General features: G+C 45.1%; 23 protein-coding genes and 1 other annotated feature (1 of these 24 running past the window's edge). Of the genes, 7 read left to right on the top strand and 16 right to left on the bottom strand.

Features of this window, described 5'->3' with window-relative positions:
* Nucleotides 1-39 precede the first annotated feature (39 nt).
* On the bottom strand, nucleotides 40-1,089 hold the full coding sequence (gene rsgA / locus KNQ12_RS15800) for a ribosome small subunit-dependent GTPase A (RefSeq protein ID WP_251055874.1): 1,050 nt from the start codon (nucleotides 1,087-1,089) through the stop codon (nucleotides 40-42).
* 273 nt (nucleotides 1,090-1,362) lie between these two features.
* Here rsgA and KNQ12_RS15795 point away from each other — a divergent pair, with 273 nt between their 5' ends.
* The 5 genes from KNQ12_RS15795 to KNQ12_RS15775 are packed head-to-tail and all read left to right on the top strand — an operon-like array spanning nucleotide 1,363 to nucleotide 4,836.
* Nucleotides 1,363-1,740 (top strand): lmo0954 family membrane protein, encoded by a 378-nt coding sequence (locus tag KNQ12_RS15795; protein ID WP_023467260.1) that lies wholly within the window; start codon nucleotides 1,363-1,365, stop codon nucleotides 1,738-1,740.
* 51 nt (nucleotides 1,741-1,791) lie between these two features.
* Complete coding sequence (locus tag KNQ12_RS15790) at nucleotides 1,792-2,409, top strand: PspA/IM30 family protein (protein ID WP_023467259.1); 618 nt, start codon at nucleotides 1,792-1,794, stop codon at nucleotides 2,407-2,409.
* A 59-nt stretch (nucleotides 2,410-2,468) separates the two neighbouring features.
* Nucleotides 2,469-3,188: a cell wall-active antibiotics response protein LiaF gene (liaF, locus tag KNQ12_RS15785; protein WP_029340864.1), complete on the top strand. Its 720-nt coding sequence runs from the start codon at nucleotides 2,469-2,471 to the stop codon at nucleotides 3,186-3,188.
* On the top strand, nucleotides 3,185-4,210 hold the full coding sequence (locus KNQ12_RS15780) for a sensor histidine kinase (protein ID WP_035398797.1): 1,026 nt from the start codon (nucleotides 3,185-3,187) through the stop codon (nucleotides 4,208-4,210). Before liaF ends, KNQ12_RS15780 begins: the two co-directional genes overlap by 4 nt.
* The gene (locus KNQ12_RS15775) at nucleotides 4,207-4,836 is read left to right on the top strand and encodes a response regulator (protein WP_023467256.1); all 630 of its coding nucleotides are present in this window, start codon (nucleotides 4,207-4,209) and stop codon (nucleotides 4,834-4,836) included. The genes KNQ12_RS15780 and KNQ12_RS15775 overlap by 4 nt, the downstream gene beginning before the upstream one ends.
* A gap of 298 nt (nucleotides 4,837-5,134) precedes the next feature.
* Here the strand turns inward: KNQ12_RS15775 and KNQ12_RS15770 are convergent, their stop codons facing one another.
* From KNQ12_RS15770 to KNQ12_RS15720, 11 genes are all read right to left on the bottom strand, one after another.
* Complete coding sequence (locus KNQ12_RS15770; protein ID WP_023467255.1) at nucleotides 5,135-6,826, bottom strand: b(o/a)3-type cytochrome-c oxidase subunit 1; 1,692 nt, start codon at nucleotides 6,824-6,826, stop codon at nucleotides 5,135-5,137.
* A gap of 1 nt (nucleotide 6,827) precedes the next feature.
* Entirely contained in the window at nucleotides 6,828-7,298 is a 471-nt protein-coding gene (locus tag KNQ12_RS15765) for a cytochrome c oxidase subunit II (RefSeq protein WP_214749618.1), read from the bottom strand.
* A 12-nt stretch (nucleotides 7,299-7,310) separates the two neighbouring features.
* A complete protein-coding gene (locus KNQ12_RS15760) occupies nucleotides 7,311-7,424 on the bottom strand; it encodes a hypothetical protein (protein WP_023467253.1) in 114 nt (37 codons plus the stop codon).
* Nucleotides 7,425-7,645: 221 nt separating this feature from the next.
* Complete coding sequence (locus KNQ12_RS15755) at nucleotides 7,646-8,359, bottom strand: Crp/Fnr family transcriptional regulator (protein ID WP_251055876.1); 714 nt, start codon at nucleotides 8,357-8,359, stop codon at nucleotides 7,646-7,648.
* A gap of 158 nt (nucleotides 8,360-8,517) precedes the next feature.
* Nucleotides 8,518-9,648 (bottom strand): CDP-glycerol glycerophosphotransferase family protein, encoded by a 1,131-nt coding sequence (locus tag KNQ12_RS15750; RefSeq protein ID WP_241492354.1) that lies wholly within the window; start codon nucleotides 9,646-9,648, stop codon nucleotides 8,518-8,520.
* Nucleotides 9,649-9,714: 66 nt separating this feature from the next.
* Complete coding sequence (gene tagD, locus KNQ12_RS15745; protein ID WP_023467250.1) at nucleotides 9,715-10,104, bottom strand: glycerol-3-phosphate cytidylyltransferase; 390 nt, start codon at nucleotides 10,102-10,104, stop codon at nucleotides 9,715-9,717.
* A gap of 17 nt (nucleotides 10,105-10,121) precedes the next feature.
* Nucleotides 10,122-11,291: a CDP-glycerol glycerophosphotransferase family protein gene (locus KNQ12_RS15740; protein ID WP_251055878.1), complete on the bottom strand. Its 1,170-nt coding sequence runs from the start codon at nucleotides 11,289-11,291 to the stop codon at nucleotides 10,122-10,124.
* Nucleotides 11,292-11,355: 64 nt separating this feature from the next.
* Nucleotides 11,356-12,738 carry an aldehyde dehydrogenase gene (locus tag KNQ12_RS15735; RefSeq protein ID WP_214749624.1) on the bottom strand — a complete coding sequence of 461 codons (1,383 nt, stop codon included), beginning with the start codon at nucleotides 12,736-12,738 and terminating at the stop codon, nucleotides 11,356-11,358.
* Between the two features lie 100 nt (nucleotides 12,739-12,838).
* Nucleotides 12,839-13,546, bottom strand: coding sequence for a purine-nucleoside phosphorylase (gene deoD / locus KNQ12_RS15730; RefSeq protein ID WP_023467244.1), 708 nt, complete (start codon nucleotides 13,544-13,546; stop codon nucleotides 12,839-12,841).
* Between the two features lie 24 nt (nucleotides 13,547-13,570).
* Entirely contained in the window at nucleotides 13,571-14,275 is a 705-nt protein-coding gene (locus tag KNQ12_RS15725; RefSeq protein ID WP_023467243.1) for a response regulator transcription factor, read from the bottom strand.
* Nucleotides 14,272-16,035 (bottom strand): sensor histidine kinase, encoded by a 1,764-nt coding sequence (locus tag KNQ12_RS15720; protein ID WP_214749627.1) that lies wholly within the window; start codon nucleotides 16,033-16,035, stop codon nucleotides 14,272-14,274. The genes KNQ12_RS15725 and KNQ12_RS15720 overlap by 4 nt, the downstream gene beginning before the upstream one ends.
* Before the next feature lie 197 nt (nucleotides 16,036-16,232).
* Between KNQ12_RS15720 and KNQ12_RS15715 the strand changes: the two genes are divergently transcribed.
* The gene (locus KNQ12_RS15715; RefSeq protein WP_214749630.1) at nucleotides 16,233-17,525 is read left to right on the top strand and encodes an NCS2 family permease; all 1,293 of its coding nucleotides are present in this window, start codon (nucleotides 16,233-16,235) and stop codon (nucleotides 17,523-17,525) included.
* 56 nt (nucleotides 17,526-17,581) lie between these two features.
* On the opposite strand, the gene KNQ12_RS15710 is transcribed toward KNQ12_RS15715, so the two are convergent.
* A complete protein-coding gene (locus KNQ12_RS15710) occupies nucleotides 17,582-18,862 on the bottom strand; it encodes an ABC transporter substrate-binding protein (protein ID WP_214749633.1) in 1,281 nt (426 codons plus the stop codon).
* 188 nt (nucleotides 18,863-19,050) lie between these two features.
* Here KNQ12_RS15710 and KNQ12_RS15705 point away from each other — a divergent pair, with 188 nt between their 5' ends.
* A complete protein-coding gene (locus KNQ12_RS15705; RefSeq protein ID WP_023467237.1) occupies nucleotides 19,051-20,511 on the top strand; it encodes a potassium/proton antiporter in 1,461 nt (486 codons plus the stop codon).
* A gap of 59 nt (nucleotides 20,512-20,570) precedes the next feature.
* Here the strand turns inward: KNQ12_RS15705 and KNQ12_RS15700 are convergent, their stop codons facing one another.
* From KNQ12_RS15700 to asnA, 3 genes are all read right to left on the bottom strand, one after another.
* Nucleotides 20,571-21,206, bottom strand: a complete 636-nt coding sequence (locus tag KNQ12_RS15700) for a DedA family protein (RefSeq protein ID WP_214749636.1) — start codon at nucleotides 21,204-21,206, stop codon at nucleotides 20,571-20,573.
* A 16-nt stretch (nucleotides 21,207-21,222) separates the two neighbouring features.
* Nucleotides 21,223-21,444: a hypothetical protein gene (locus KNQ12_RS15695; RefSeq protein WP_058703665.1), complete on the bottom strand. Its 222-nt coding sequence runs from the start codon at nucleotides 21,442-21,444 to the stop codon at nucleotides 21,223-21,225.
* 169 nt (nucleotides 21,445-21,613) lie between these two features.
* Nucleotides 21,614-22,588, bottom strand: coding sequence for an aspartate--ammonia ligase (gene asnA / locus KNQ12_RS15690; protein ID WP_214749639.1), 975 nt, complete (start codon nucleotides 22,586-22,588; stop codon nucleotides 21,614-21,616).
* Between the two features lie 66 nt (nucleotides 22,589-22,654).
* Nucleotides 22,655-22,706, bottom strand: a binding site (T-box leader) (it continues 196 nt past the right edge of the window).

Here is a 22,706-nt window from a genome sequence, read left to right as displayed (position 1 = left end):
CCTTTTTCCGTTGCAGATGCTTTTCATATTTCAGTCGTATTATCGCTTTTGATACTTCACTTTCGTATGCGCTTGGGCCTGCTTGTGGATTTTTTTCCACTTTTCTTTCTCCGCTGCCTGCAACGCCACATTTTGCTTGCGTTCCGCATAAGCGATTTCTCGTTTTAGCTTGACGAAGCTGTTCCAGCGCTCAGCAGTTAGTGTGCCATCTTCTAAAGCTATCCGAACGGCACATCCCGGTTCCTTATCATGTTCACAGTCTCGGAAACGACAGTTTTCAGCAAGCTCCTCAATATCGGAAAACGTCGACGATAAACCGTCACTGCCATCCCATAAGGCCAATTCTCGCATCCCCGGTGTATCAACAAGCAATAGACCGTTCGATAGTCGTTTCAGTTCGCGATGCGTCGTCGTGTGACGTCCACGTTCATCGTCTTCTCGTACGCCACCCGTCTCCATTAACTGTTCTCCAGCTAAAGCATTGACGAGCGTCGACTTCCCGACGCCGGACGATCCGACTAACACGATTGTCTGCTTGATTTGTAACTGTTCACGCAACTCCTCTAATCCGTCACCAGTTAAAGAATCAACGGCAAGGATTGGTGTTCCGAACGCGATTGCTCCGACAGCCTGCAGTTCCGTTTCAATCGACGGCATCAGACTTTTTTTCGTCAGGACGATGATTGGTGTCACCCCTGCATCCCAAGCAACCGTTAAATAACGTTCCAGTCGACGGACGTTGAAGTCATGTCCAAAAGCCATGACGAGCAAGGCAACGTCGACATTCGCGCAGATGATTTGTTCCTCGGTCTCCGTTCCTGCCGCTTTTCGGGAAAATTGAGAAGATCGTGGTAAGACACGTTCGATCCGTCCTTTGCCTTGCTCTCTCTCTGTTTGGATGATCCAGTCACCAACCGCTGGCAATTCAGCTTTCGTTCCCGATTGAAAACGCAATTTACCAGACAGTTCGCTCAGCGATTCTCCTGTTTCCGTCATGACGCGATAATGTGTTTGATAGACGGCTATGATCCGTCCTAATCGTTCTGTTCCTGTCGTTTCGTAGACAGGTGGTGTACCCCATTCGTTCAAATGGTTTCCTCCTCTGATTTAAGGGAGGGAAACCCCTCCCTGGTTTCCGACACATGTTACTTGGTTTACGTTGATTGTTGCACTCATCAACATCACTCCTCTCGATTCGATTCCCTTATAGAGTATCACATGAATCATTGGTGCTGATAGCGCTTCCCTTAAAGTCAGACCTTCTCTCCGCCTTAAGCCCGAGAGCAAATACGGTCCAAAGAGTGTCGTAGGAATAGAAGGACTCCCGTATCATAAAGGTATCAACACAAGGGAGGCTTCCTCATGAAGCAATCGAAAGGAAAACAACTGGTGATGATTCTCGCCGGACTGGCGTTACTTGCCGTCGTCATCGGAACATTACCGCATATGATCGGACTTGGTTTAGGGGCGTTACTCGCGTTCTATTCGATCAGTAAGTTCATGCAGTCGAACAAATGGCCAGCGAAACTCGGCTTCGGATTCCTAGCAGCCATCGGAATCGGGCTTGCCCTCTCGAACATCTGGGCAGTCATCGGAATCGCAGCAGCCATCGCATTGTACGTCGGTTACATGCGTATGAAACTACAACGTGTCAATGTTCAAGATCTCTTTAACCGTCGCCGTACATCAACGACACATTTCGAAGCAGACTGGAAAGACCTAGACGAAAAACGTTTCTAATCAAAATGTGTGACCCGATATCATTCGCCACTTCCAAGGAGGAATTTTTTCATGAAAAACGTATTTGATCAACTCAACGATTTTGCGACACAAATGATGACAGAAGTCAAAAAAGCTGCTGAACAGGGCGAAGTACCTGCTAAGAAACTTGTTCGTCATATCCGATCAACAGAAGCTGATTTAAAAGAGATTGATCGACTACTCGAGCGTCAACGGACATTGCTGCTGGAACTGACACAAAAACAGGAAGAAGCGAAGGATTTAGCCGATAAACGCTTCAAGCAAGTCGAAATCGCGAACGAAGCCGGTGAACAACAACTGGCTGAGCGTGCAGCCATCGAATCGAAGCATTACGGGGAGCAGTACCGGTTCTTTGAAGAACTCGTCGCTGAGACGAAACGCGAGCTGAACGAATTGGAACGTGAAGCCCTCGAATTGAAGTTAAAGCTCGAAGATCTACAAAACAAACGGTACGAATGGATGATGCGCGAAAACGTCTCGAACTTAAAAAACAAGATGAACCAGGTGCTAGATCGCGAACCAAATGCTACTATAAAAGAAGAAGCACATCCGTTCACGGCAGAAGAGCCTGAAGCAAAACAACCAGCCGTTGATGAAGATGATATCGATGCGCGTATCGCTGAACTCGAACGCCGCATTCACCAATAAGCAGTCAATGATGAAGGAGGCGTATGCCTCCCTTTGTCATGTTAGAAAGGAGATTGATCGTGCGACGATTAAGTACGAAACAACTGGTCGGTTACGTATCGATCCTGTTCGCCCTCGGTCTGTTCTATGACCTATTGTCCGGTGCAGGAAATGTATTGTTTGGTGTCTTATTTCCGTTCCTGCTGTATTATGTCGGGATTCATTTCCGGCGACGCAATCATGAAAAATTAGCAATCCTCTTCTACATCGTCGGTACGATCATTCTTGCTGGCGTCGTCCTTAGTTCGGCTGCCATCGGTTTTGTCATTGCTGGTATCTTGCTCTATCTTGGGATCATTCTCGTGACACGACATTCTGTCCGCGAATTTTTATTTTCACGGATTGCTCCGCATCAATATGAAGAGGAAGGGATCAAGATTCAACCCGCTTATTCCTTCTCGACTCAAGCCGATGCACCGTACGTCTTACAGGATTTGAGCGAACAGTTCATCGTCAAGGATTTAGAAATCGATTTGACGCACGCCTATGTTCCAGAAGGCGAGACCTTGATCGTCGTCAGTGGTGTCGTCGGGGACGTCCGAATTCTTTTACCGTCCGGCTACGACTATACACTCGACACGTCAATCGGCTTCGGAAGCGTCAAGACAGATATCCGCCGGATTCCGACCTTCTTTAATCGACGCATTCAATTCCGGGCACCGGAATACGGCGAAGCGACGCGGAAGGTTCGCATTCATGTCATGCTCGGTATTGGCAACGTGGAGGTGTCTTCGATATGAAGCGTGATCAATTCCCGCTTGGTGTCATTGCACTCCAAGTCATGACAGGCTTTTTGACTGCCGTCATGACGACGTTGTTATTCTTAAGTACACGACAAGTCGATTGGCATGTCCTATTCGTCCGTCAACAAGATTTCCCTGTCCTTCTACTCGTCATCGGACTCTCGTTATTACTACCGCTTGCCATCGGTAGCATGCATTACTTTTTCTTGCGACGTGACTTCAAACGTGTCACGACTGCCATCATTGAACTGGAACAAGGAAAAGATGTGACGATCGTTCCGGGTCCCTACTTTCATACGTTGACGCGCTTGTCGCGGATTGGAAAACGTATCGACGAACAAGTCGAGACCGTCCAAAAAATCAGTACACGTCCGCAACACGTTGAACAAGTAAGAGTTCAAGCCGTCACGGAGGAACGAAAGCGACTCGCACGTGATTTACACGACTCCGTTTCGCAACAGCTCTATGCCATCTCCATGATGACGACAGCAGCTAAACAGACGATTCTGTCTCAACCTGAAGCTGCAGCCAAACAGATCGAGATGGTCGAGACGATGGCGCAAACGGCGCAGTCTGAAATGCGCTCCCTCTTACTTCAGCTTCGCCCTGTCGAACTAGAAGGGATGACGTTACAACAAGGACTTTCGCAACTGCTCGAAGAATTATCTAGAAAGCAGTCCACACAGTTGAGTTGGAAGTTAGAAGAGATGACACTTCCACGACAAATCGAAAACGAGTTGTTCCGGATCGTCCAAGAAGGATTGACGAATGCATTACGTCACGCGAAAGCGTCTCATATGGATATCGAGCTCCGACAATTCAACGAAACGATCATTCTGAGCATGAATGATGATGGTGTTGGATTCGTCGTTGATGAAAAAAAACTTGCCTCTTATGGCATTAATTCGATGCGGGAACGAACGGCTGAGATGGGTGGAACGATTCGTCTCGTCAGTGTTCCAGGACAAGGAACCCAAATCGAAGTCAAACTTAGAAAAGATCGGATGGTGCAAGTATGATACGCGTATTATTAGTAGATGATCACGAGATGGTCCGGGCCGGTGTGTCTGCTTTCCTTTCCACACAACCAGACATCGAGGTCGTCGCCGAAGCGTCGGATGGTCAAGCAGGAGCCTTGCTTGCGCTTGAACACCGACCGGATGTCATCTTGATGGATTTAGTGATGGAGCCAGTCGATGGCGTCGAAGGAACGCGACTGATTCGCAAAGACTGGCCGGAAGCAAAAATTCTCGTCGTGACGAGTTTTCTTGATGATGAGAAAGTTTATCCTGTCATTGAAGCCGGTGCGATGAGTTATGTCTTAAAAACGGCTAGTGCCTTTGACATCGCAGAAGCGATTCGCAAGACGGCAAACGGTCAATCTGTCATGGCAGCACAAGTGACCGGTAAAATGATGGAACGTCTTCGTCGTCCTACGACACACTTGCATGACGATTTGACGGAACGTGAGCAGGAAGTTCTTCAATTGATGGCTCGTGGTATGGCGAACCAAGAAATCGCAGACGAATTATTCATTTCCTTAAAAACCGTTAAGACACACGTCTCGAACATCTTATCGAAACTCGATGTCGTAGACCGTACACAAGCTGTCGTCTATGCCTTCAAGCATAATCTCGTCAAATAAGATTTAGCCCTTCATTACTTATTCCTTAAGCTCACGCAAATAAGGGGCTGACTCAAAAGTCAGTCTCTACAAAGATAAGGGAGGCAGATTGATGATCTGCCTCCCTTATCTCGTAATAAAAAGAATGACGCGTCACACGCAACTCCTACAGGAAAAGCGCATTTATGCGTTGTCAGAGACAAACAAGCCCCCCTTTCTTGCTTAAATGAAGTAGGAAAGGGGGGGCTTTGTCTCGCCTGAGGAAAGGGCTTGAAATGACGCGTCATTCTTTTTTTGAGTCAGTCCCCTCTTCACTGTCTTACCAGAGTCTCCATCCGGGAGCTCCTGGAGGGGCATTTTCAATCATATGCCAAATCGGTACCGTGTACGCAAACGCAATCAAAGCGAACGTCACGAAAATCCATAGCTTCCAATTTTCAAAGAAGAGTGGCGTTGCCATCGCCTCTTCTTCCGTTTCAGCAATCGGAAATTCTTCTGTTCCTTTTGGCGCTCGGAAGGCCAGTTGGAACATCGCATAGAGGAATAGCAGAATCGAGATGAATAAAATCGTTCCGCCGATCGCCATTGCGACATGATATGGAATCCAGTCAGCGACGATTGAATCCTTGAAGTAGGTGGCTGGTCCCGTCCGTCGTGGATTACCGAGTAATCCTGAGATGTGCATCGCAGTCGACATGAAGAGCATTCCGATCGTCCAGGCAGCCGTTTGAATAAGTCCAAGACGATTCATTGCCGCTGTTAACGTCCGACCACGTAAGAGCGGGACAAGCCAGTAGGCTGTTCCGAAGAACGTTAGTGCGACAGCAGCACCGACCGTGATATGAAAGTGTCCCGTAACCCATAATGTGTTATGAACGATGATGTTCAGCTGATGCGATGCATTAATGACACCACCTGCACCTGCTGGAATGAAGAACAACATCCCGATGAACGGTGCAAGGAACCGGACATCCCGATATGGCATTTTCTTCACCCAACCAAATATGCCAGTTGCTCCCTTACGGCGACCTGCTAGCTCAAATGTCGCAAACATCGAGAAGGCAGTCATCAATGATGGAATGATGACGAGGAATGTCAAGACGACTTGGACATACTTCCAAAATGCAGAAATCCCTGGCTCTAACAATTGATGGTGAAAACCTACAGGGAATGAAAAGAGTAGGAATAACAAGAACGACATGCGTGCTAACGCGTCAGAAAAAATCTTCCCACCAACGATTTTCGGAATGACCGTATACCAGACGATGTAGGCAGGTAACAACCAGAAATAGACGAGCGGATGACCAAAGTACCAAAATAGCGTCCGAGATAGCTCGATCCCGACCTTATCCGTCCAACCAAGAGATAAAGGAAGAAGTTGAAAGAGAATCGTTGCCGCTACGCCGAGTGTCGCAACCACCCATAACAAGGCAGTCATAATGCTCATGTAGGCTTGAAGCGGTGGATGAACACCAGGGTGTTCCCGCTTATAATCAGCATACATTCGGAACATGGCACCAGACGCGATCCACGTTCCGACGACGAAGATGACGAGTCCGATATAAAAAACAGGATGTGCCTTGAGTGGTGCATAGAACGTATAGAGGACGGATGCTTCACCTGCAAGCACCATCCACGTGACGAGGACGACACCAAGAATCATGAACCAGAACCCGACCCATCCGAGACGTCGCGGAAACTCTTCGAAGCGTCCGAACGATTGACCTAAAAATGAGAACAATAATCCGAAAATGAATAACGTCGTAAAGACGATTGCAAGCATCAATCCGTGAGCAGTCAGAAGCTCATAGTATCCGATTCCAGCGATTTCTGGAATGGCACCTGTCCGTACCATCGTTTGTAGTAATCCACATAGACCACCGATCAATAAGGCGACAAGTGAAAAACTAACATGTGCAAAGGCCAGTTTCGCTTCCTTGACTCCGATGACGGTAGCGGGTAGACCACGCTCCATCTCGAACTGTCTTAGTTTATTTGATATAGCATTCATCTTATTCCACCACCTTGATTTTCGTTGCCATCATATGATGGGCATTACCACAATATTCATTACAGACGACGAGATATTCGCCTGCTTCCTTGAACGTATACTCAATCGAATTAATATGTCCGGGAACGACCATCATGTTGACGTTCGTCTTAACGATTTCAAATCCATGAACGACGTCCTTCGATGTCACGAGAAAATCGACTGTCGCCCCTTTAGGTATGACCATATCTTTTGGTGTAAACTGAAAAGCTTGTGAAACGATGACCGCTTCGTATCGGTTGTCATCAATTTTCTTTAGTCCTGGCTTATCAAACGGTTTCGTCTGATCGACTTTCGTCGGATCAATCAATGTCGCATCGGATGGCGGTTGATTTCCGGATGCAAAAGCGGATACACCGATGATGGTCAAGAAGACCGCGAGCATCGCTACTCCGAAGATCAGCCAGATTTTTTCTAAACGATGAATGTGCATCGTGATTCCCCCTTAACGTGATATGAACAATAGAAAGATTGAACTCCACATCCCGATGATGACACCTGCTACGATCAGGACGGCAACGAATGTTCCTTTTAGGTTCGATTCTGTCTTTTGACTCATCGTGATTACTCCTTTCCTACTCTGAACTTGTCTTTATTGTAAGAATTCAGCAAGTCTGGAAACTGTGATAAATATCACTTTAAATATGAAAATTCCGCACTTTTCATTTCGAAAACACACAGAAAGTTCACATCTAAACGAGCGTAGAAAAAACTTTTATACACAAAAATAACGCGAGACAGGAAAGTCCTGTTTCGCGTCGGGATGATTCGTACATCTTATTAAATTCGACAAACACCTGCTGGACACCCTTCACAATGACACAGATCCCGTAGATATTGCGGATCGTGAATGATGATTTCTTTTGCCGTCATCGAAATGATCCCTTCTTTTTTCCACTGAGAAAACATACGATTAACCGTTTCACGTGGTGCACCAATCAATTGACCAAATTCACCGTCGGATGGTCGCTTCGCAAGACGATACGTTTCTCCCACTTGTTCCCCTTCCATCGCAATCAAGCGAAGTAACGTCGAAGCTAATGCCCCTGGTTTTCCAAACAGTAGTAAGTCACGTAATTTCGTTTCCGTTTGCTTCCGCATTAATGCTTGCCATCGCATGATCTCAAGGGCAAAGGCACCGTCTTTTTTCATAAGCTCTTCTAATTGGTTTTTTGATAAGAATCCGATGATGCTATCTTCCATCGTTTCAATACTGTAGGAACTTGGAAAAGCTTCTCCTACATCAAATTCGCCAAACAAATCTCCTTTGAAATATAAAAACATGAGTAATGGACTGCCTTTTTTCGTCAACTTCGATAGTTTGACGCCTCCTTGTTTCACATAAAACAACTTATCGTTCATTTCCCCTTCCCAACAGACAATGGAATCCTTTTTGAACGTCGTTTCTGTCATGAAGCTCTCAAGCAACGTTCGCGTTTCGGGTGATAAAACGAACGTATTGGCTTCAGTCGTTCCACAAGTTAGCATATCCATTTCTCCTCTCCTCTTCTTCTGCTTTTAGTATAGAACATCACAGTCGAAAAGAATGGATTTTCAAAAGATTGTCAAACTTTGTTCAATGTTTCACATTTATTTTCGGAAATTTATCTGACGATCGCTTTCTAAAACTAAAGCAATCGTCAGATTGAGTATCATATATCTCCGTAATAATGATCAACGATGCGTTCCACTGCTTGACCAGGAGGATGATCATACCAACTCGTTTGAAATTCCTCCATGTACTGACGGCACTCTTCTAGTATCGTCTCAGACATGATCCAATCCATCAATTGTTCCATTCGCTCCGTCTGTCGCACAGGCAATGGTTTCGGATACTGATCGACGAGACCTGGTAGTTGTCGATATGTATCGATATCCGGTGTATACAGGAACGCCGGAATGTTGAGGAGACAGCTTTCAAATGGAATGGAGGAATAATCAGTTACGAGCACATCTGTGATCAGCAAGTAATCATTGATTGAATACGTATCGTCCACAAGATGGATATGGCTAGAACGATAGGTCGAAAGCGCTCGAATCGTCGGATGCAATTTAACGAGAATCGTCCACCCCGCTTGAGCAAGTTTTTCAAACTGTTGAATCGTATGATCTTCTGTTTCTTTGTATTCCCGGTATGTCGGTGCATACAATAAGATCCGACGATCAGTCTTTGCGTATTGTTTTCTTAATTCCACTGTTTTCTGTTTTCGTTGCTCCTCATCAAACCAATAGTCCGTTCGTGGCATGCCGAACGCTTTAAAGTGGGATCGTTCTAAATCGTGCGGCATCATGAATTGTTCAGCACACCGCATTCCTGGAACAATAAAATCTCCGTATTCTTGATAGACACGTCGAAATCGTTTCTGTGTCGACGTGGACATCGAACGAGTTTTCGATGAGGTCAGCCCAAACTGTTTTAACGTTCCAGCGGCATGCCACAATTGAATCCGCCTTGTATTTTTTCGAGTAGAGGAAACGCTGAATTCTCCAATATAATTATCTAAAAAAACATGACGAGAAGTAGCTAAATGATAAGAAATCGTAATTAATCGCATTGGATGATAAGCAATTTTGCGACTGACATTCCAACAATCTGTCGCCCGCATATAGCGTTCGTCGAAGATAAGAACTTGCTTTTGTTGGTTGTTTCGTTGATTTAAGCGAAGATGTATTGGCATAGCATTTTCACCATAGCTCATCCAAAATAACGTCTTTTCTTGAATAGGTAAAAAACAAAATAGTTGATAGACTATTCGAAAGATAAATAAATAGATCGAAATCATCATTGAACGCATATTTAGTGACTCCCTTAAAAAAGAGACCTCACTCCCGCGAGGTCTCTTCATCCATTAATTCGAGCCTAGCTCATTCTTAATTTGGCTAGTTGAAATTCCTTCAGTGCGCTCCAAGTAAACGACTTCACAATGGTCTTTTAAGAAGTCGAATTCACCTTTCCAGTCATCACCCATAACGAATACATCAACATTATGTTTTTGAACGTCTTCTACTTTTTGTTCCCAGTTGTTCTCTGGAATGACTTCATCCACATAACGAATTGCTTCTAAGATTAATTTACGATTCTCATAGTTATGGTACGCTTGTTTATGCTTAAGACGATTGAATTCATCTGTCGAAATTGCCACGATGAGGTAATCTCCCATTTCTTTAGCGCGACGTAAAATATTGATATGTCCCCAATGTAACAAATCAAATGTACCGTACGTAATGACCTTCTTCATCTAAAAACACTCCCCGTTTATTTAATATTCTCTAAGATATCCAGCGCAGCTCTTTGTGCTGCGTGACCGTCATCCCATTCGCAATAATGACGACGAAATGCTTCACTTTTCAAATCGAATCGTCGCTCCCACGACTCGATCTGTCTGATTTCTTCAAAAAGAATTTGCTCTTCTTGAATCAACGGACCCGGTGCTTCTTCCTCAAAAGAAAAATAGAATCCTCTTAGATGATCACGATAATGTTTGAGATCATAGGTGTAGAATAGCATCGGACGTTTTAAGTGCGCATAATCGAACATCACTGAGGAATAATCCGTTATCAAGATATCTGCCGCTAAGTATAGCTCAGAAATTTCCGGATATCTAGAGGCATTCTTAATCGCTGAGACAGCACTCAAATCCAATTGATCGCCAACAAGATAATGGAGTCGTACAAACATTGTATACTCATCTCCAAATTCTTCCTCAAATCGTTCAATGGAGAAAGGTAACGTAAATGAGTAGTTTCCTTGCTCAACGTAATCATCATCTCTCCATGTTGGAGCATATAAAATAATCTTTTTATCGGTTTCTATTTGATAATGTGCCTTTACCCGCTCAATAATACTTTCATGTTTCTCATTTTGGTACAGCACATCGTTTCTAGGATATCCGATTTCTAACATTTTTCCTTCGTATCCAAACGCTCTTTTGAAAATTTCACTCGAGTATGCGTTCGGAGAGAGAAGGACATCCCATTTTGCTGATTCTTTTACAAAATCTTTTTTATATTGATCAGTTGATGTGTTCGCCATTCGGACATCCACCATATCAAGCGCTAATTTTTTGAGTGGCGTTCCGTGCCATGTTTGATAATATAGAGTACCTTTTCGTTTTACTAGCCATGAAGGAAGGCGACTATTGGACACCCAAACGCGAGAAGTAGCTAATAAAAAAATCCATTTGATCGTCATCCGATTCACAGATGTCACCTGTTCATCCGTCATAGAAACACCGCGTTGTTTGCTGATGATCAATTCTAAGTCAACGTTCATCTTTTTCAACTCATCGTAGATGGCTTTAGGACTATCATTGTACTGTTTGCCCAAAAAGCTTTCAAACATGACACGATTTTTCCGTACCGGAAATAAGGTGAAGATTCGCATCATGACCCGAAGACTTTGCTCCACCATACCTGTTTTTTTCATGAGTCGAATTAATTTCTTCTTCACAATCAAAATCCCTCTCATACCACGTATTCAATACAGCTCATCATAACAAAAAGCGCATCCATTTGGAATTGCTATTTGTTCGCATGTAGCGGAAAGGTAAATCGAACGCCGTCGTGTTTTTGACGATTCCTTTACGATGGCTGAACGTCTCGAAACTATATTTGCCATGATATCCACCCATGCCACTCGCCCCGACTCCACCAAATGGTAAGTGATGTTGTGCGACGTGCATCAATGTGTCATTGACACATCCACCACCGAATGAAATCCGTTCAAGGATACGATGTTCGACGGCTTTGTTCTCTGTGAACAGATAAAGTGCAAGCGGTTTGTCACGATCATTGACGAACGCGATGACCTCTTCGATTTCACGGTAGGTCAACACCGGTAGGATCGGTCCAAAGATTTCGTCTTGCATCACTGGAGCATCCACCGCTACATTCGTCATGACGGTCGGCGCCATCTTACGCGTTTCCGGATCGACTTGTCCACCGAATTCGATCGTCCCTTGCGACAAGTAACTGCTGAGGCGATTCAGATGATCGTCCGATACGATTTTGACGTAGGATGAGACGCCGATGCCATTCCCGTACTGTTTGAAGGCTTCTTCTTCAATCAACTGCAAGAAACGTTCTTTAACGTCCTCATGAATCAATACGTAATCCGGGGCGATACATGTCTGTCCGGCATTCAGCCATTTTCCCCATGCGATCCGCTTCGCTGCTAGACGAAGATCCGCATCCTTGTGAACGATTGTCGGTGATTTACCACCCAGTTCAAGTGTGACCGGTGTCAAATGCTTCGCTGCAGCTTGATGCACGATTTTTCCGACGCGTGTGGAACCCGTAAAGAAGATATAATCAAAGCGTTCGTTTAATAAAGCGCTACTGACTTCAGCATCTCCTTCTATGACGATTCCGAATCGTTCATGGAATGCCGTTTCAAAAACTTCTCGTAATACACGAGAGACGTTCGGTGTCAGCTCGGATGGTTTAAGGACGACCGTATTCCCCGCTGCAATCGCACCAATGACCGGAGCAAGTGCCAGCTGGAAAGGATAGTTCCATGGCGCGATGACAAGAACGTTGCCATAGGGTTCATACTGGATTTCACTTTTTGAGCCGATATGCAGAAGCGGTGTTGCGACACGCTTCGGGCGTGCCAGTCGACGGAGTTGTCGCTCCATCCGTTGAATCTCCCCATAAACGAAACCGATTTCCGTCGTAAAAGCATCATGCTGTCGTTTATTGAGATCTTGTTTTAATGCCTCATAGATCGCCGCTTCATGCGTTTCAATCGCTTGGCGTAAGAATGTCAGCATGCTTAAGCGAAAAGCTAGACTACGTGTTGCACCTGTTTGGAAAAAGTGACGCTGTGTCTCAAGGCGCTCTGAAAGCACTGTCTCTGTCATCGTTGTCTCCATCCGAGAATCTCCCCTTTAACTGATCTATAACACTGCCTTTATCTTACCATATCTCTTTTCGACTATGAAAAAAGACGGAGAGGCTTCTCCGTCTTACTTCTTATAATTGAATCGCTGTTTCAAGCGCAACTTTCATCATATCGTTGAATGTCGTCTGACGCTCTTCCGATGTCGTTTCTTCACCTGTCAACAGATGATCTGAAATCGTCAGGATCGTCAGTGCGTTTACTTTATGTTTTGCTGCAAGTGTGTAAAGACCTGCCGCTTCCATCTCGATTGCGAGACATCCGAAATCCGCCCATTTTTTGAAGTGATGGAAATCATCTTGATAGAACTGATCCGTCGTGAAGATTTGACCGACTTTTGCATCGATACCTTGTTCTTTAGCTGCTGTATATGCTTTATGCAGCAGATCAAAAGAAGCTGTCGGTGCGTAGTCTAGTCCATTAAAACGGACACGGTTCTGTGCCATGTCATGCGAAGCACTCATCGCGATGACGACGTCACGAACTTTAACGTCTGGCGTGATCCCACCGGCAGTTCCGACACGGATCAAGTTCTTCGCACCGTATGACTGAACGAGTTCGTTCGCATAGATCGACATCGATGGTACACCCATACCTGTTCCTTGAACCGAAACTTTTTTCCCTTTATAAGTACCTGTGAAGCCATACATGCCTCGAACCTCGTTATAAAGAACAACATCCTCTAAAAACGTCTCAGCGATGTATTTAGCACGTAACGGATCTCCTGGAAGTAAGACCGTTTCGGCGATTTGTCCTTCAGCTGCGTTAATGTGTACACTCATGTACGATTCCTCCTCGATAGTCGTTTAAATCGACAACAATTCACGAAACTCATTCGGTGTCATACCGAATTGTTTTTTGAACACTTTCCGAAAATACTTATCGTCCTGATATCCGACTTCAAGTGCGATTTCGTAGATGCGTGCTTCCGTCTCACTCAATAATTCCTTCGCCCGATTCAAGCGAATCGTTTGGATGTAATCAGATAAGTTAACAGAAAAACGCTGTTTGAAGCGTCGTGATATATACTCTCGGCTCAAGTAAAACCGTTCGCTCATGAATTGCAGTGTCAATTCTTCCGCATAATGCGTTTCGATGTATTTGGCGATTTGATCAATCGCTTCCCCTGATTCCACTACCGGATGGATACATTCCATCGCGCGGGACAAGGCATCATTGAGTACATCTGGATCAACCGGCTTCAATAAATAATCAAAGGATTGATGCAAAATGGCACGTCGCATATACGTATAATCATCATACCCTGTCAGCACGATCGTGACGACCTTTGGATGATGATTTTTTGTCCATTCTAGTAATGTTAATCCGTCGAGTCCAGGCATTTCGACATCTGTCAGCATTAAATCGATCGTTCCAGTATCCAGTAATCGTTTCGCTTCTTCCCCATGTTCCGCCTCGTAAATATGTGAGACCTGCCAACTGTCCCATTCCCCGAGCAATTTGACCGCTTCCCGTACATGTCGTTCATCGTCTACGATCAACACGTTCATGCCAAGTCCCCCTTCTCATATGGAATCCGAATCACGATTTTGAATCCGCCCTCTACAGCTGAAGAAGAGAGCGTCATATTTGCTTGTTCCCCGTAAAAAATCAAGAGCCGTTCATAAATATTATGGAGACCAATGCCGCTCGTCTCGAGATCCTCTGGGCTACGATGCATGCGCATTTTACGATCAATCTCTTCAAGTCGTCCTGTTTCGAGGACGGCACCGCTATTCTCGATTTGAATAATGAGGCGTCCGCCATCCGTCCGGACTTTGTAAGCAAGATAGTTCTCCGTCGCTGCTAATTGCTGTCGAAAGCCGTGTTTAAAGTAATTTTCAGCGAACGGTTGCAAGATCATCTTCGGCACTTCAATGTCATTGAGATGCCACGGGACGTCAACGATATAACGGAAACGTTCCGGAAAACGTTGCTGTTGCAAACGAATATACGCTTGAAGATGATCGACTTCTTGTTTTAACGTCACGATCGTCTGCTCATTATTCATCGAGTAGCGCATCATTTGTGATAATCCGGTGATGGAGCGGTACGCGATCTTCCGGTCTCCTTGTAACGTCGTCGTTCCGATCGATTGTAAGGCATTGAATAAGAAGTGCGGATTGAGCTGAGATTGTAATGCCCGTAGCTCATTCGTCCGGTTTTCGAGTGCCAGTCGATACTCCCGTTTGATTAAACGATCAATCCGTTGAATCATGCGTTGGAACTGACGGTTGAGTAATCCAATCTCGTCATTCGTCGTCGCAACGAATTGTGCTGATAAATCCCCTTGTTCGACTCGCCAGACGTTTGCTGTCAACTGTTTGATTGGCTTCGTGATCTGCATGGCAACGAGACTTGCGGCAATGATCATAACGAACAGTGAGACGAGACCAATCAAAACAAGAATCAATGCCGTTTCATTCGCCCCTTGGATGACTGACGCATACGGAATCCGTTTGACAAGTATGAGTGGAACGCCATTCGTCATCGTCTTTGAGTAGACGATGAACGATTTTCCGACACGTAAACTCCCACTCTGCCCAGTGAATCGATCGACCGGTAGTTCCATCTCTGCCCCAGTCTGTGCCAACACACGCTGTTCTGTCATCAACCATAACGACTCTTCCGGATCATTCTCGAACAGTTTTAACTGTTGTTCAAATACACGGACGGGAATATCCACCGAAAGGAAGCCGAGTGGCTCATCTGTTTCGACACGATCGATGCGATAACGAAAACTAACGACTTGTTTTTCATCAAGAATCATCGTGTGCACATTATATGGTTCAATCGTGTGCGCTTCGTCAATCAACCAGCCGCTTTTTTGTTTCATCAATCGAAAATAATCCGTTTCTTGCATCCAATCAAACTTTCCTCGACTCGTTGTTTTCATGTTATAGACCGAATACTCCGAATAACCATTTAAAATGACGAAATGTAACTGCTCGATATCCTGACGTGATAAAAACAGACCTAACATCGCCCGCGAAACGACTCCATCGGATTCGTCTAGTTCCTGATCTGCCCCGACGCGCATGATGTTCATCAACGAACGATTCGCGTACAGACTCGTCGATAGACGGCGGATATCCTCTATATAATGGGTCACCTGTGTATTTCCCCGCGTCAATACGTTCAGGCTAGAACGTTCTGCCTGTTCAATGTTATGGTGCCGCACATACAGATAGGAAATCGATGTCGCGAGGGCAGTCGGAATCAAGATCGCCAGGACGACGAGACGAATCAAACGCGTCCGGATACTTTTCATGAAAGGCGCCCCCATCCTTTTTCTTGTAATCAATCGTATCATAACCTTGAATCCGCTTACATCATTTCCTGATATTCTCTTTCATGATTCCTATAAAAAATTCTTTTTTGTTTCGACTTGATTCCGAATGAATTTTACTATAATATCATCAATGTTCGTTTTTTAATCAATTTGTTATGAAGGTGGTCCTTTTACCCATGTTTAAACTTGCTGCACATCAAACAACCGTAAAACGTGAAATCCAAGCTGGATTCGTGACGTTCATTACGATGGCCTATATTCTGCTCGTCAACCCAACGATTTTAGCAGATGCCGGTATCCCCCAAGCCCAAGCTTTTTCTGCGACGATCATCGCGACATTGATCGGTACGCTCCTGATGGGGCTTTATGCGAATCTACCAATTGCAGTCGCACCCGGAATGGGACTCAATGCGTATTTTACTTATACACTTGTCGTTGGTGAGAAAATTCCATATCAGACAGCACTCTCAGTTGTCTTCGTCGCTGGTGTCATTTTTTTATTGTTATCCCTCTCACCGATTCGTACGAAGCTGATTGAAATCATTCCGATGACATTAAAGCTTGCGATCACAGGTGGAATCGGTCTTTTCATTGCTTCACTCGGTCTCAAGATGTCAGGAATTCTCGTCGCTAGTGAAGATACACTCGTCACGATTGGCGCATTGACGTCACCAGAAGCATTGATCACACTCATCGGACTATTAGTTGCAGCCATCTTGACGATCAAACGTGTACCAGGTGCTATTTTGTATGCCATGATCCTCTCTGGATTGATTGCATTCCTGACAGGTGAATTGAAGTTTTCCGATTCCTTCGTTGCGTTACCGACGTTACCAGAAGGATTGATCATCACGAATCCGTTCAACGCCATTCAAGACGTGTTCCAATACGGTCTGTTCAGCGGTGTCCTCTCCTTCGTTCTCGTGACGATGTTTGATACGACAGGTACGATGGTCGCTGTCGGAGAACAGGCTGGATTGATTGAAGAAGATGGATCATTGAAAAACAGCGAACGTGCCCTATTATCTGATTCGACTGCGATGGTCGCTGGTTCATTGTTCGGAACAAGTCCCACAACCGCTTACGTAGAATCTGCAGCAGGTGTCGCTGCTGGTGGACGGACTGGACTCACATCCGTGACGGTCGGGATTCTATTCGCATTATCTGCCGTCTTTGGACCGTTCGTTCAATCGATTTCGAGCGTCCCTGCGATTACTGCGCCCGCATTGATCTTAGTCGGTGCCTTCATGATTCAAAACATCAAACAGATTCCATGGGATGATTTCAGCGAAGCTTTCACGGCTTTCCTCGTCATCTTGATCATGCCATTATCCGGTAGCATCGCAACCGGTATCGCATTCGGTTTCATCGTCTATCCAATCATGAAAGCTATCCAAAAAGAGCGTGTCCATCCACTCATCTATGTGTTCGCGCTTCTCTTCTTCATCCAATTATTCTTCTTATCATAAAAAAACATGCCTGTTCCGTCAGTTAATCGGAACAGGCATGTTTTTTGAATCAGTTCTTATTTCTTCATTTTATCCCATGTCTTCGTGAAATCCTGCAGCATCTCGTCAGCTGTTTTTTGCTTACCAACATATGCTTGCATAATCGCTCCGAACTCGTTTACAGCACCATCCGGATACTTGAACCAGTTCCATGAGATCGTTTTTCCGTCTTTCGAGTACGCTTGAATATCATCTGCAAGCGGTCCTAAATCCTTCGCTTCGATTGATTTGAAGGCAGGGATGAATTTAAATTTATTGACCATGTAGTCTTTTCCTGTGTCAGACGTCGCCATCCACTCGAGGAATTTTTTCGCTTCTGCTTTGTTCTTCGAGTTCTTATTGACGACCCAGTTGTTTGGTACGCCGACAGGAAGACGATCCATTTTTTCTTTATCATCATTGATCGGCATCGGGATGAAGCCCATGTTGATGTCCGGATTGACGTCCGTAATCAATTGTTGTGCCCAGTTCCCTTGTTGAAGCATCGCTGTCTTACCTTCAGCAAACTGAGAGACTTGTGTGTTGTAATCCGTCGTTAACGGATTTTTATTACCGTACTCAATCGTTAAATCAAATAGATTCATGAAATCCTTGAACTGTTTGTTATCTTCGAACTTCGCTTTTCCAGAGTTAAGATCCGCAATGAACTGATCTGGATCATCCTGCTGTGCGACCGGAATGTTCAACAGGTGATTACCGAGAATCCACCACTCCCCGTACCCAATCGAGAATGGCGTCACTCCGTCTGCCTTCAGCTTCTTAGAAGCTTCCGTCAACTCCGTTAATGTTTTCGGAAGTTCCGTGATACCGGCTTTTTTGAAGATATCTTTATTGTAGATAAAGCCATACCCCTCAAGGTTCATTGGCATACCATACAATTTACCATCAATCGTCATTGGCTCTTTTGATAGCTCCGTTAGATCACCGACCCACTTTTCATCTGACAAATCTTCTAACTTATCTTGCCATGTCTTTGCTTCCGTAAAGCCACCGTTGTTAAAGACATCTGGTTCATTACCTGAAGCGAACTGTGATTTCAGAGCCGCGCCATAGTCCGATCCACCACCGACTGTTTGCACAACGACTTTCGTTCCGGTTTCCTTTTCATACGCTTTTGCCATCTTTTCCATGTCTTTTGCGATTTCAGCCTTGAATTGGAATACGTTGAGCGTCTTACCGTCTTTTGAACCACTATCTTTCGAGTCATCGCTATTCAATGTACCGCCACCACATGCTGCCAAAGCGACGACCATCGCCGTCGTGACGACAGGTAATGCTGCCCATCTTCTTTTACGCATTCGGATTCCCTCCCTGATTTCGTTTCATTTCGTGCTACATCTTCACAATAAATGAAAACGCTTGCAATGAAGAGAGAGAAAGTTGTCCGGTGTGGTGGAAAATATTGAACAATCGTTATCCGAGTCTTTTCATCGGAATTGTTGTATCATGAAACTAAAGATTCTTTTATGAATAGGAGTTTGATGCCATGTCCTTGCAACTCACGATTTTATTGATTGGTATATTGCTGTTTGCCGCCGTCTGGACGACGAAGTTATCAAGTCGTCTGAATATTCCTGCTCTACTGATTTTTATCGCCCTTGGTATGATTGCCGGAAGCGACATTACGGGGTTCATTCGTTTTGACGATGCAGAACTGGCTCAGCTTCTTGGAACCGTCGCCCTCATCATCATCTTATTCGAGGGTGGTCTGCAAACGGTTTGGAAGGAAGTGCGTCATGAATTAGCCCCTTCCCTCTCGCTTGCGACGTTCGGGGTCTTCATCGCTACATCCATCGTTGCCGTTGCTTCCCATTATATTCTGGGCTTTAGTTGGGCGAATGCTTTTTTACTCGGGGCAATCGTTGGTTCGACGGATGCCGCTGCTATCTTTTCTGTCTTGAGTGGTCAGCCGATTCGACGGAAAGTCGGATCAACACTCGAAGTTGAATCCGGTACGAATGACCCGATGGCCGTCTTTTTGACTGTCTTGTTCCTTGAGTTCGTGACAAACCCTGAAGAAGCATCGCTCTTATCGGGACTTGGATCACTCGTTTGGGAAATGGCGATGGGACTTCTGATTGGTTTGTTCATCGGATGGGCAGCTTCGACCTTGATCAATCGGATCGATTTGTCCTCTTCTAGCTTTTATCCGATCATGCTCATGTCGTTTGCTTTCCTGTCTTTCGGTTTAGCTGATACGTTCCATGCCAGTGGATTTTTAGCCGTTTATGTCACAGCGATCTACATCAGTAATCATGAACTCGTCTATCGACAGACACTCGTTCGCTTTACGATGAGTATGGCGCATCTTGCTCAAATCGGAATGTTCATCGTGCTCGGTCTGCTTGTCTTTCCGAAACAATTGCTCGATGTCCAGGTCATCCTGTCTTCCATTGCGCTGGCGCTGATCTTAATTTTCATCGCTCGTCCTTTGTCAGTCTGGGTGAGTCTTCTTCCGTTTCGTTATTCGTGGCAAGAGAAGGTCTTCATTTCCTTTGCTGGCCTAAAAGGAGCGGTACCGATCATTCTCGCGACATACCCTCTCGTTGCGGATATCGAGAATGCATCGATGATCTTCAATATCGTGTTTTTCACAGTCTTACTATCTACGCTAATTCAAGGGAGTATGTTGACGTTTCTTTCCGAGCGGTTACGACTGAACGAAACACAGACTTCTGCTATTCATACGGTCATTGAATTCATGTCGATTGGTAAACCGAACGCCGAAATTATTGAGTTAACGTTACCAATGTCCCATCCATTCATTGGAACGACGATCTCAGAGATTGATTTGCCACAAGAATTTTTGATCACTGCCATCATTCGTGATGATCAAATCATCACACCGCGTGGCGACACTGCCCTTGAAGGCAATGATCAGCTGTTATTGCTGACACCAAAACATCGCATCAAAACACTGAAGCGATTCCTGTTTCCTCCCGCTTGATCTGTTCATGAAACAACGCAGTGGATCTTCAGGATCCACTGCGTTGTTTTTTTACATATTCATGTATCTTGTTGTTTCGTTTGTGTGTCTTGCTTCTGTTCTTTACGCTTCGCTTTAGCACGACGGTAGAGAACGTATCCACCAAGAATCACGACGATTCCACCTAAGATCCACCATAACTCCTGTTCTAATCCTTTTAGCATGGATTCAGCACGTTCTACTCCGAATCGTTCACCGACCCAGATGTAAAAGAAGGAAACCGGAAAAAGTCCAATACTTGAAGCGAGTAAATAGCGTTTGAACGAAAGACCAAACAAACCACACGGAATCGAGACGACCGAGCGCACGACGGGGAAAAAGCGTCCGAACAAAGCAGACCATGTTCCGTATTTCCCTACGATGCGCTCCCCTTTCTCAATTTCTTTTTCTTTAATCAGTAACCATTTGCCGTACCGGATAAGTATCGGACGACCTGCATAACGACCTAGAAGATAAAAGACCGTCGCTCCCATCAGACTTCCTAAAAAACCGACCAGAACAGCAGTTGTCCAGCTGACCGTTCCGTTCGACACATATAGACCGAGCAACGGTAAGCCCACTTCTGCCGGAATCAATTCTGTTCCAAGACCAACGATCATAATTCCTAAAAACAGCCAGAGATTGGATTCTCCGGCTGAAAACAACCATTCCAACATACGAGTAATCCTCCGTTCATCCTCTCGCTGGACGGAGGAGATAATAAATGATGACGACTAACGTCGTCCAGACGCCTGTGAAGATTCCGATAATCCCGACAATGAAGAAACCGAGTGCAACGATTGAGCCTGTCTGTTTATAATCCCGCCACATAGTCCGTAACCCTTTAATGTTGAACCAAAGGAATACGAGGAATAATACAGGGATGAGTAATCCTACGATCAATAAAGAAGACATGTCTTCACCTCTTTCTTATTTATTGTTATCCCCATTCTATCAGGAATCGACACGTCTTTCCTCCGCCTGAGGTCTTACGAACCTAAAAAAAGAACATGCTTCTGAATCGAAGCATGCCCTTTGCTTTATAAAACATCCTGTTTTGACGCTTTCTTACTATATATATATGTCAGAGCAAGTGGACGCCTTCCGCTTGAAGACTTTTACGCGTCTCTTCTGACCAGACAGAAGCTTGGACTTCACCGATGTGACGTTTCTTCAATAAGAACATCGCCATGCGGGATTGACCGATTCCTCCACCCATCGTTAACGGTAGACGCTCTTCGAGCACACCTTGATGGAACGGGAACGCCAATTTATCCTCTTCTTGAGCAATCGCAGTCTGTTTCAACAACGCTTCACGGTCAACGCGAATTCCCATTGAAGACAATTCGAATGCTCCGATTTCTGGATGGTGTACTAAAATGTCACCGTTGAGTGTCCAGTCATCGTAGTCAGCCGCTCGACCATCATGCTTCTCACCTGAAGCCAGTGCGCCACCGATTTGCATGAGGAAAACTGCACCATATGCTTTCGTGACTTCTGTTTCACGTTCTTTCGCCGAAAGTGTTGGATACGCATCTTCTAATTCTTGCGTCGTCATGAAATGAATCGTTTCCGGTAAGATCGCTGAAATACCATACTCCGCTTCTACTTCTTGTTCGACTTGGCGAATCGTTGCATAGATCGCTTGTACCGTTTCTTGTAAATAAGCACTCGTCCGTTGTTCTTTCGTAATGATCCGTTCCCAATCCCACTGATCGACGTGAATGGAGTGTGTCGCATCCAGCATCTCATCGCGACGAATCGCATGCATCAACGTGTATAATCCTTCTCCCGCTTCAAATCCGTACGTATGAAGCGCTTGACGCTTCCATTTCGCAAGAGATTGTACGATTTCAAGATCTGCTGTGTGATCCAAAGCATCGAAACGAATGATTCGCTCTACGCCGTTGAGATGATCGTTGACACCGAGTGTACTTTCTACGAACAATGGTGCTTCGACACGTGTCAATCCGAGTGTTGTCGAAAAGCGTTCTTCAAAGCGTTTCTTTACGAGTGTGATCGCTTCCTGTGTGTGTTTCATCGATACGAGTGTTGTCATGGTGGTGTTCCTCCTCAATTGTGTTTTGAAAAAGAAGCCATAAAAAAGAGCCCTTCTTTCCCAAGAATATGGGACGAAAGACTCGGTTCCGCGGTACCACCCATGTTAGCAACGATGT

Source organism: Exiguobacterium sp. s11 (assembly GCF_018619015.1).
Lineage (GTDB): Bacteria > Bacillota > Bacilli > Exiguobacteriales > Exiguobacteriaceae > Exiguobacterium_A > Exiguobacterium_A indicum.
The sequence above is the reverse complement of the archived record's forward strand: the minus strand, read 5'-3'. Positions and strand labels throughout refer to the sequence as shown.

Bases quoted from the DNA above. Each gene is read 5' to 3' on its own strand.
- tagD (WP_023467250.1), bottom strand. From the start codon at position 10,104: ATGAAGAAGGTCATTACGTACGGTACATTTGATTTGTTACATTGGGGA.
- KNQ12_RS15700 (WP_214749636.1), bottom strand. From the start codon at position 21,206: ATGTTGGAATGGTTGTTTTCAGCCGGAGAATCCAATCTCTGGCTGTTT.
- KNQ12_RS15765 (WP_214749618.1), bottom strand. From the start codon at position 7,298: ATGCACATTCATCGTTTAGAAAAAATCTGGCTGATCTTCGGAGTAGCG.
- KNQ12_RS15750 (WP_241492354.1), bottom strand. From the start codon at position 9,648: ATGATTTCGATCTATTTATTTATCTTTCGAATAGTCTATCAACTATTT.
- KNQ12_RS15740 (WP_251055878.1), bottom strand. From the start codon at position 11,291: ATGAAAAAAACAGGTATGGTGGAGCAAAGTCTTCGGGTCATGATGCGA.
- KNQ12_RS15780 (WP_035398797.1), top strand. From the start codon at position 3,185: ATGAAGCGTGATCAATTCCCGCTTGGTGTCATTGCACTCCAAGTCATG.
- KNQ12_RS15775 (WP_023467256.1), top strand. From the start codon at position 4,207: ATGATACGCGTATTATTAGTAGATGATCACGAGATGGTCCGGGCCGGT.
- KNQ12_RS15795 (WP_023467260.1), top strand. From the start codon at position 1,363: ATGAAGCAATCGAAAGGAAAACAACTGGTGATGATTCTCGCCGGACTG.
- KNQ12_RS15760 (WP_023467253.1), bottom strand. From the start codon at position 7,424: ATGAGTCAAAAGACAGAATCGAACCTAAAAGGAACATTCGTTGCCGTC.
- KNQ12_RS15710 (WP_214749633.1), bottom strand. From the start codon at position 18,862: ATGCGTAAAAGAAGATGGGCAGCATTACCTGTCGTCACGACGGCGATG.
- KNQ12_RS15735 (WP_214749624.1), bottom strand. From the start codon at position 12,738: ATGGAGACAACGATGACAGAGACAGTGCTTTCAGAGCGCCTTGAGACA.
- KNQ12_RS15695 (WP_058703665.1), bottom strand. From the start codon at position 21,444: ATGTCTTCTTTATTGATCGTAGGATTACTCATCCCTGTATTATTCCTC.
- asnA (WP_214749639.1), bottom strand. From the start codon at position 22,588: ATGACAACACTCGTATCGATGAAACACACACAGGAAGCGATCACACTC.
- KNQ12_RS15725 (WP_023467243.1), bottom strand. From the start codon at position 14,275: ATGAACGTGTTGATCGTAGACGATGAACGACATGTACGGGAAGCGGTC.
- KNQ12_RS15720 (WP_214749627.1), bottom strand. From the start codon at position 16,035: ATGAAAAGTATCCGGACGCGTTTGATTCGTCTCGTCGTCCTGGCGATC.
- KNQ12_RS15755 (WP_251055876.1), bottom strand. From the start codon at position 8,359: ATGGATATGCTAACTTGTGGAACGACTGAAGCCAATACGTTCGTTTTA.
- deoD (WP_023467244.1), bottom strand. From the start codon at position 13,546: ATGAGTGTACACATTAACGCAGCTGAAGGACAAATCGCCGAAACGGTC.
- KNQ12_RS15770 (WP_023467255.1), bottom strand. From the start codon at position 6,826: ATGAATGCTATATCAAATAAACTAAGACAGTTCGAGATGGAGCGTGGT.
- KNQ12_RS15790 (WP_023467259.1), top strand. From the start codon at position 1,792: ATGAAAAACGTATTTGATCAACTCAACGATTTTGCGACACAAATGATG.
- KNQ12_RS15715 (WP_214749630.1), top strand. From the start codon at position 16,233: ATGTTTAAACTTGCTGCACATCAAACAACCGTAAAACGTGAAATCCAA.
- KNQ12_RS15705 (WP_023467237.1), top strand. From the start codon at position 19,051: ATGTCCTTGCAACTCACGATTTTATTGATTGGTATATTGCTGTTTGCC.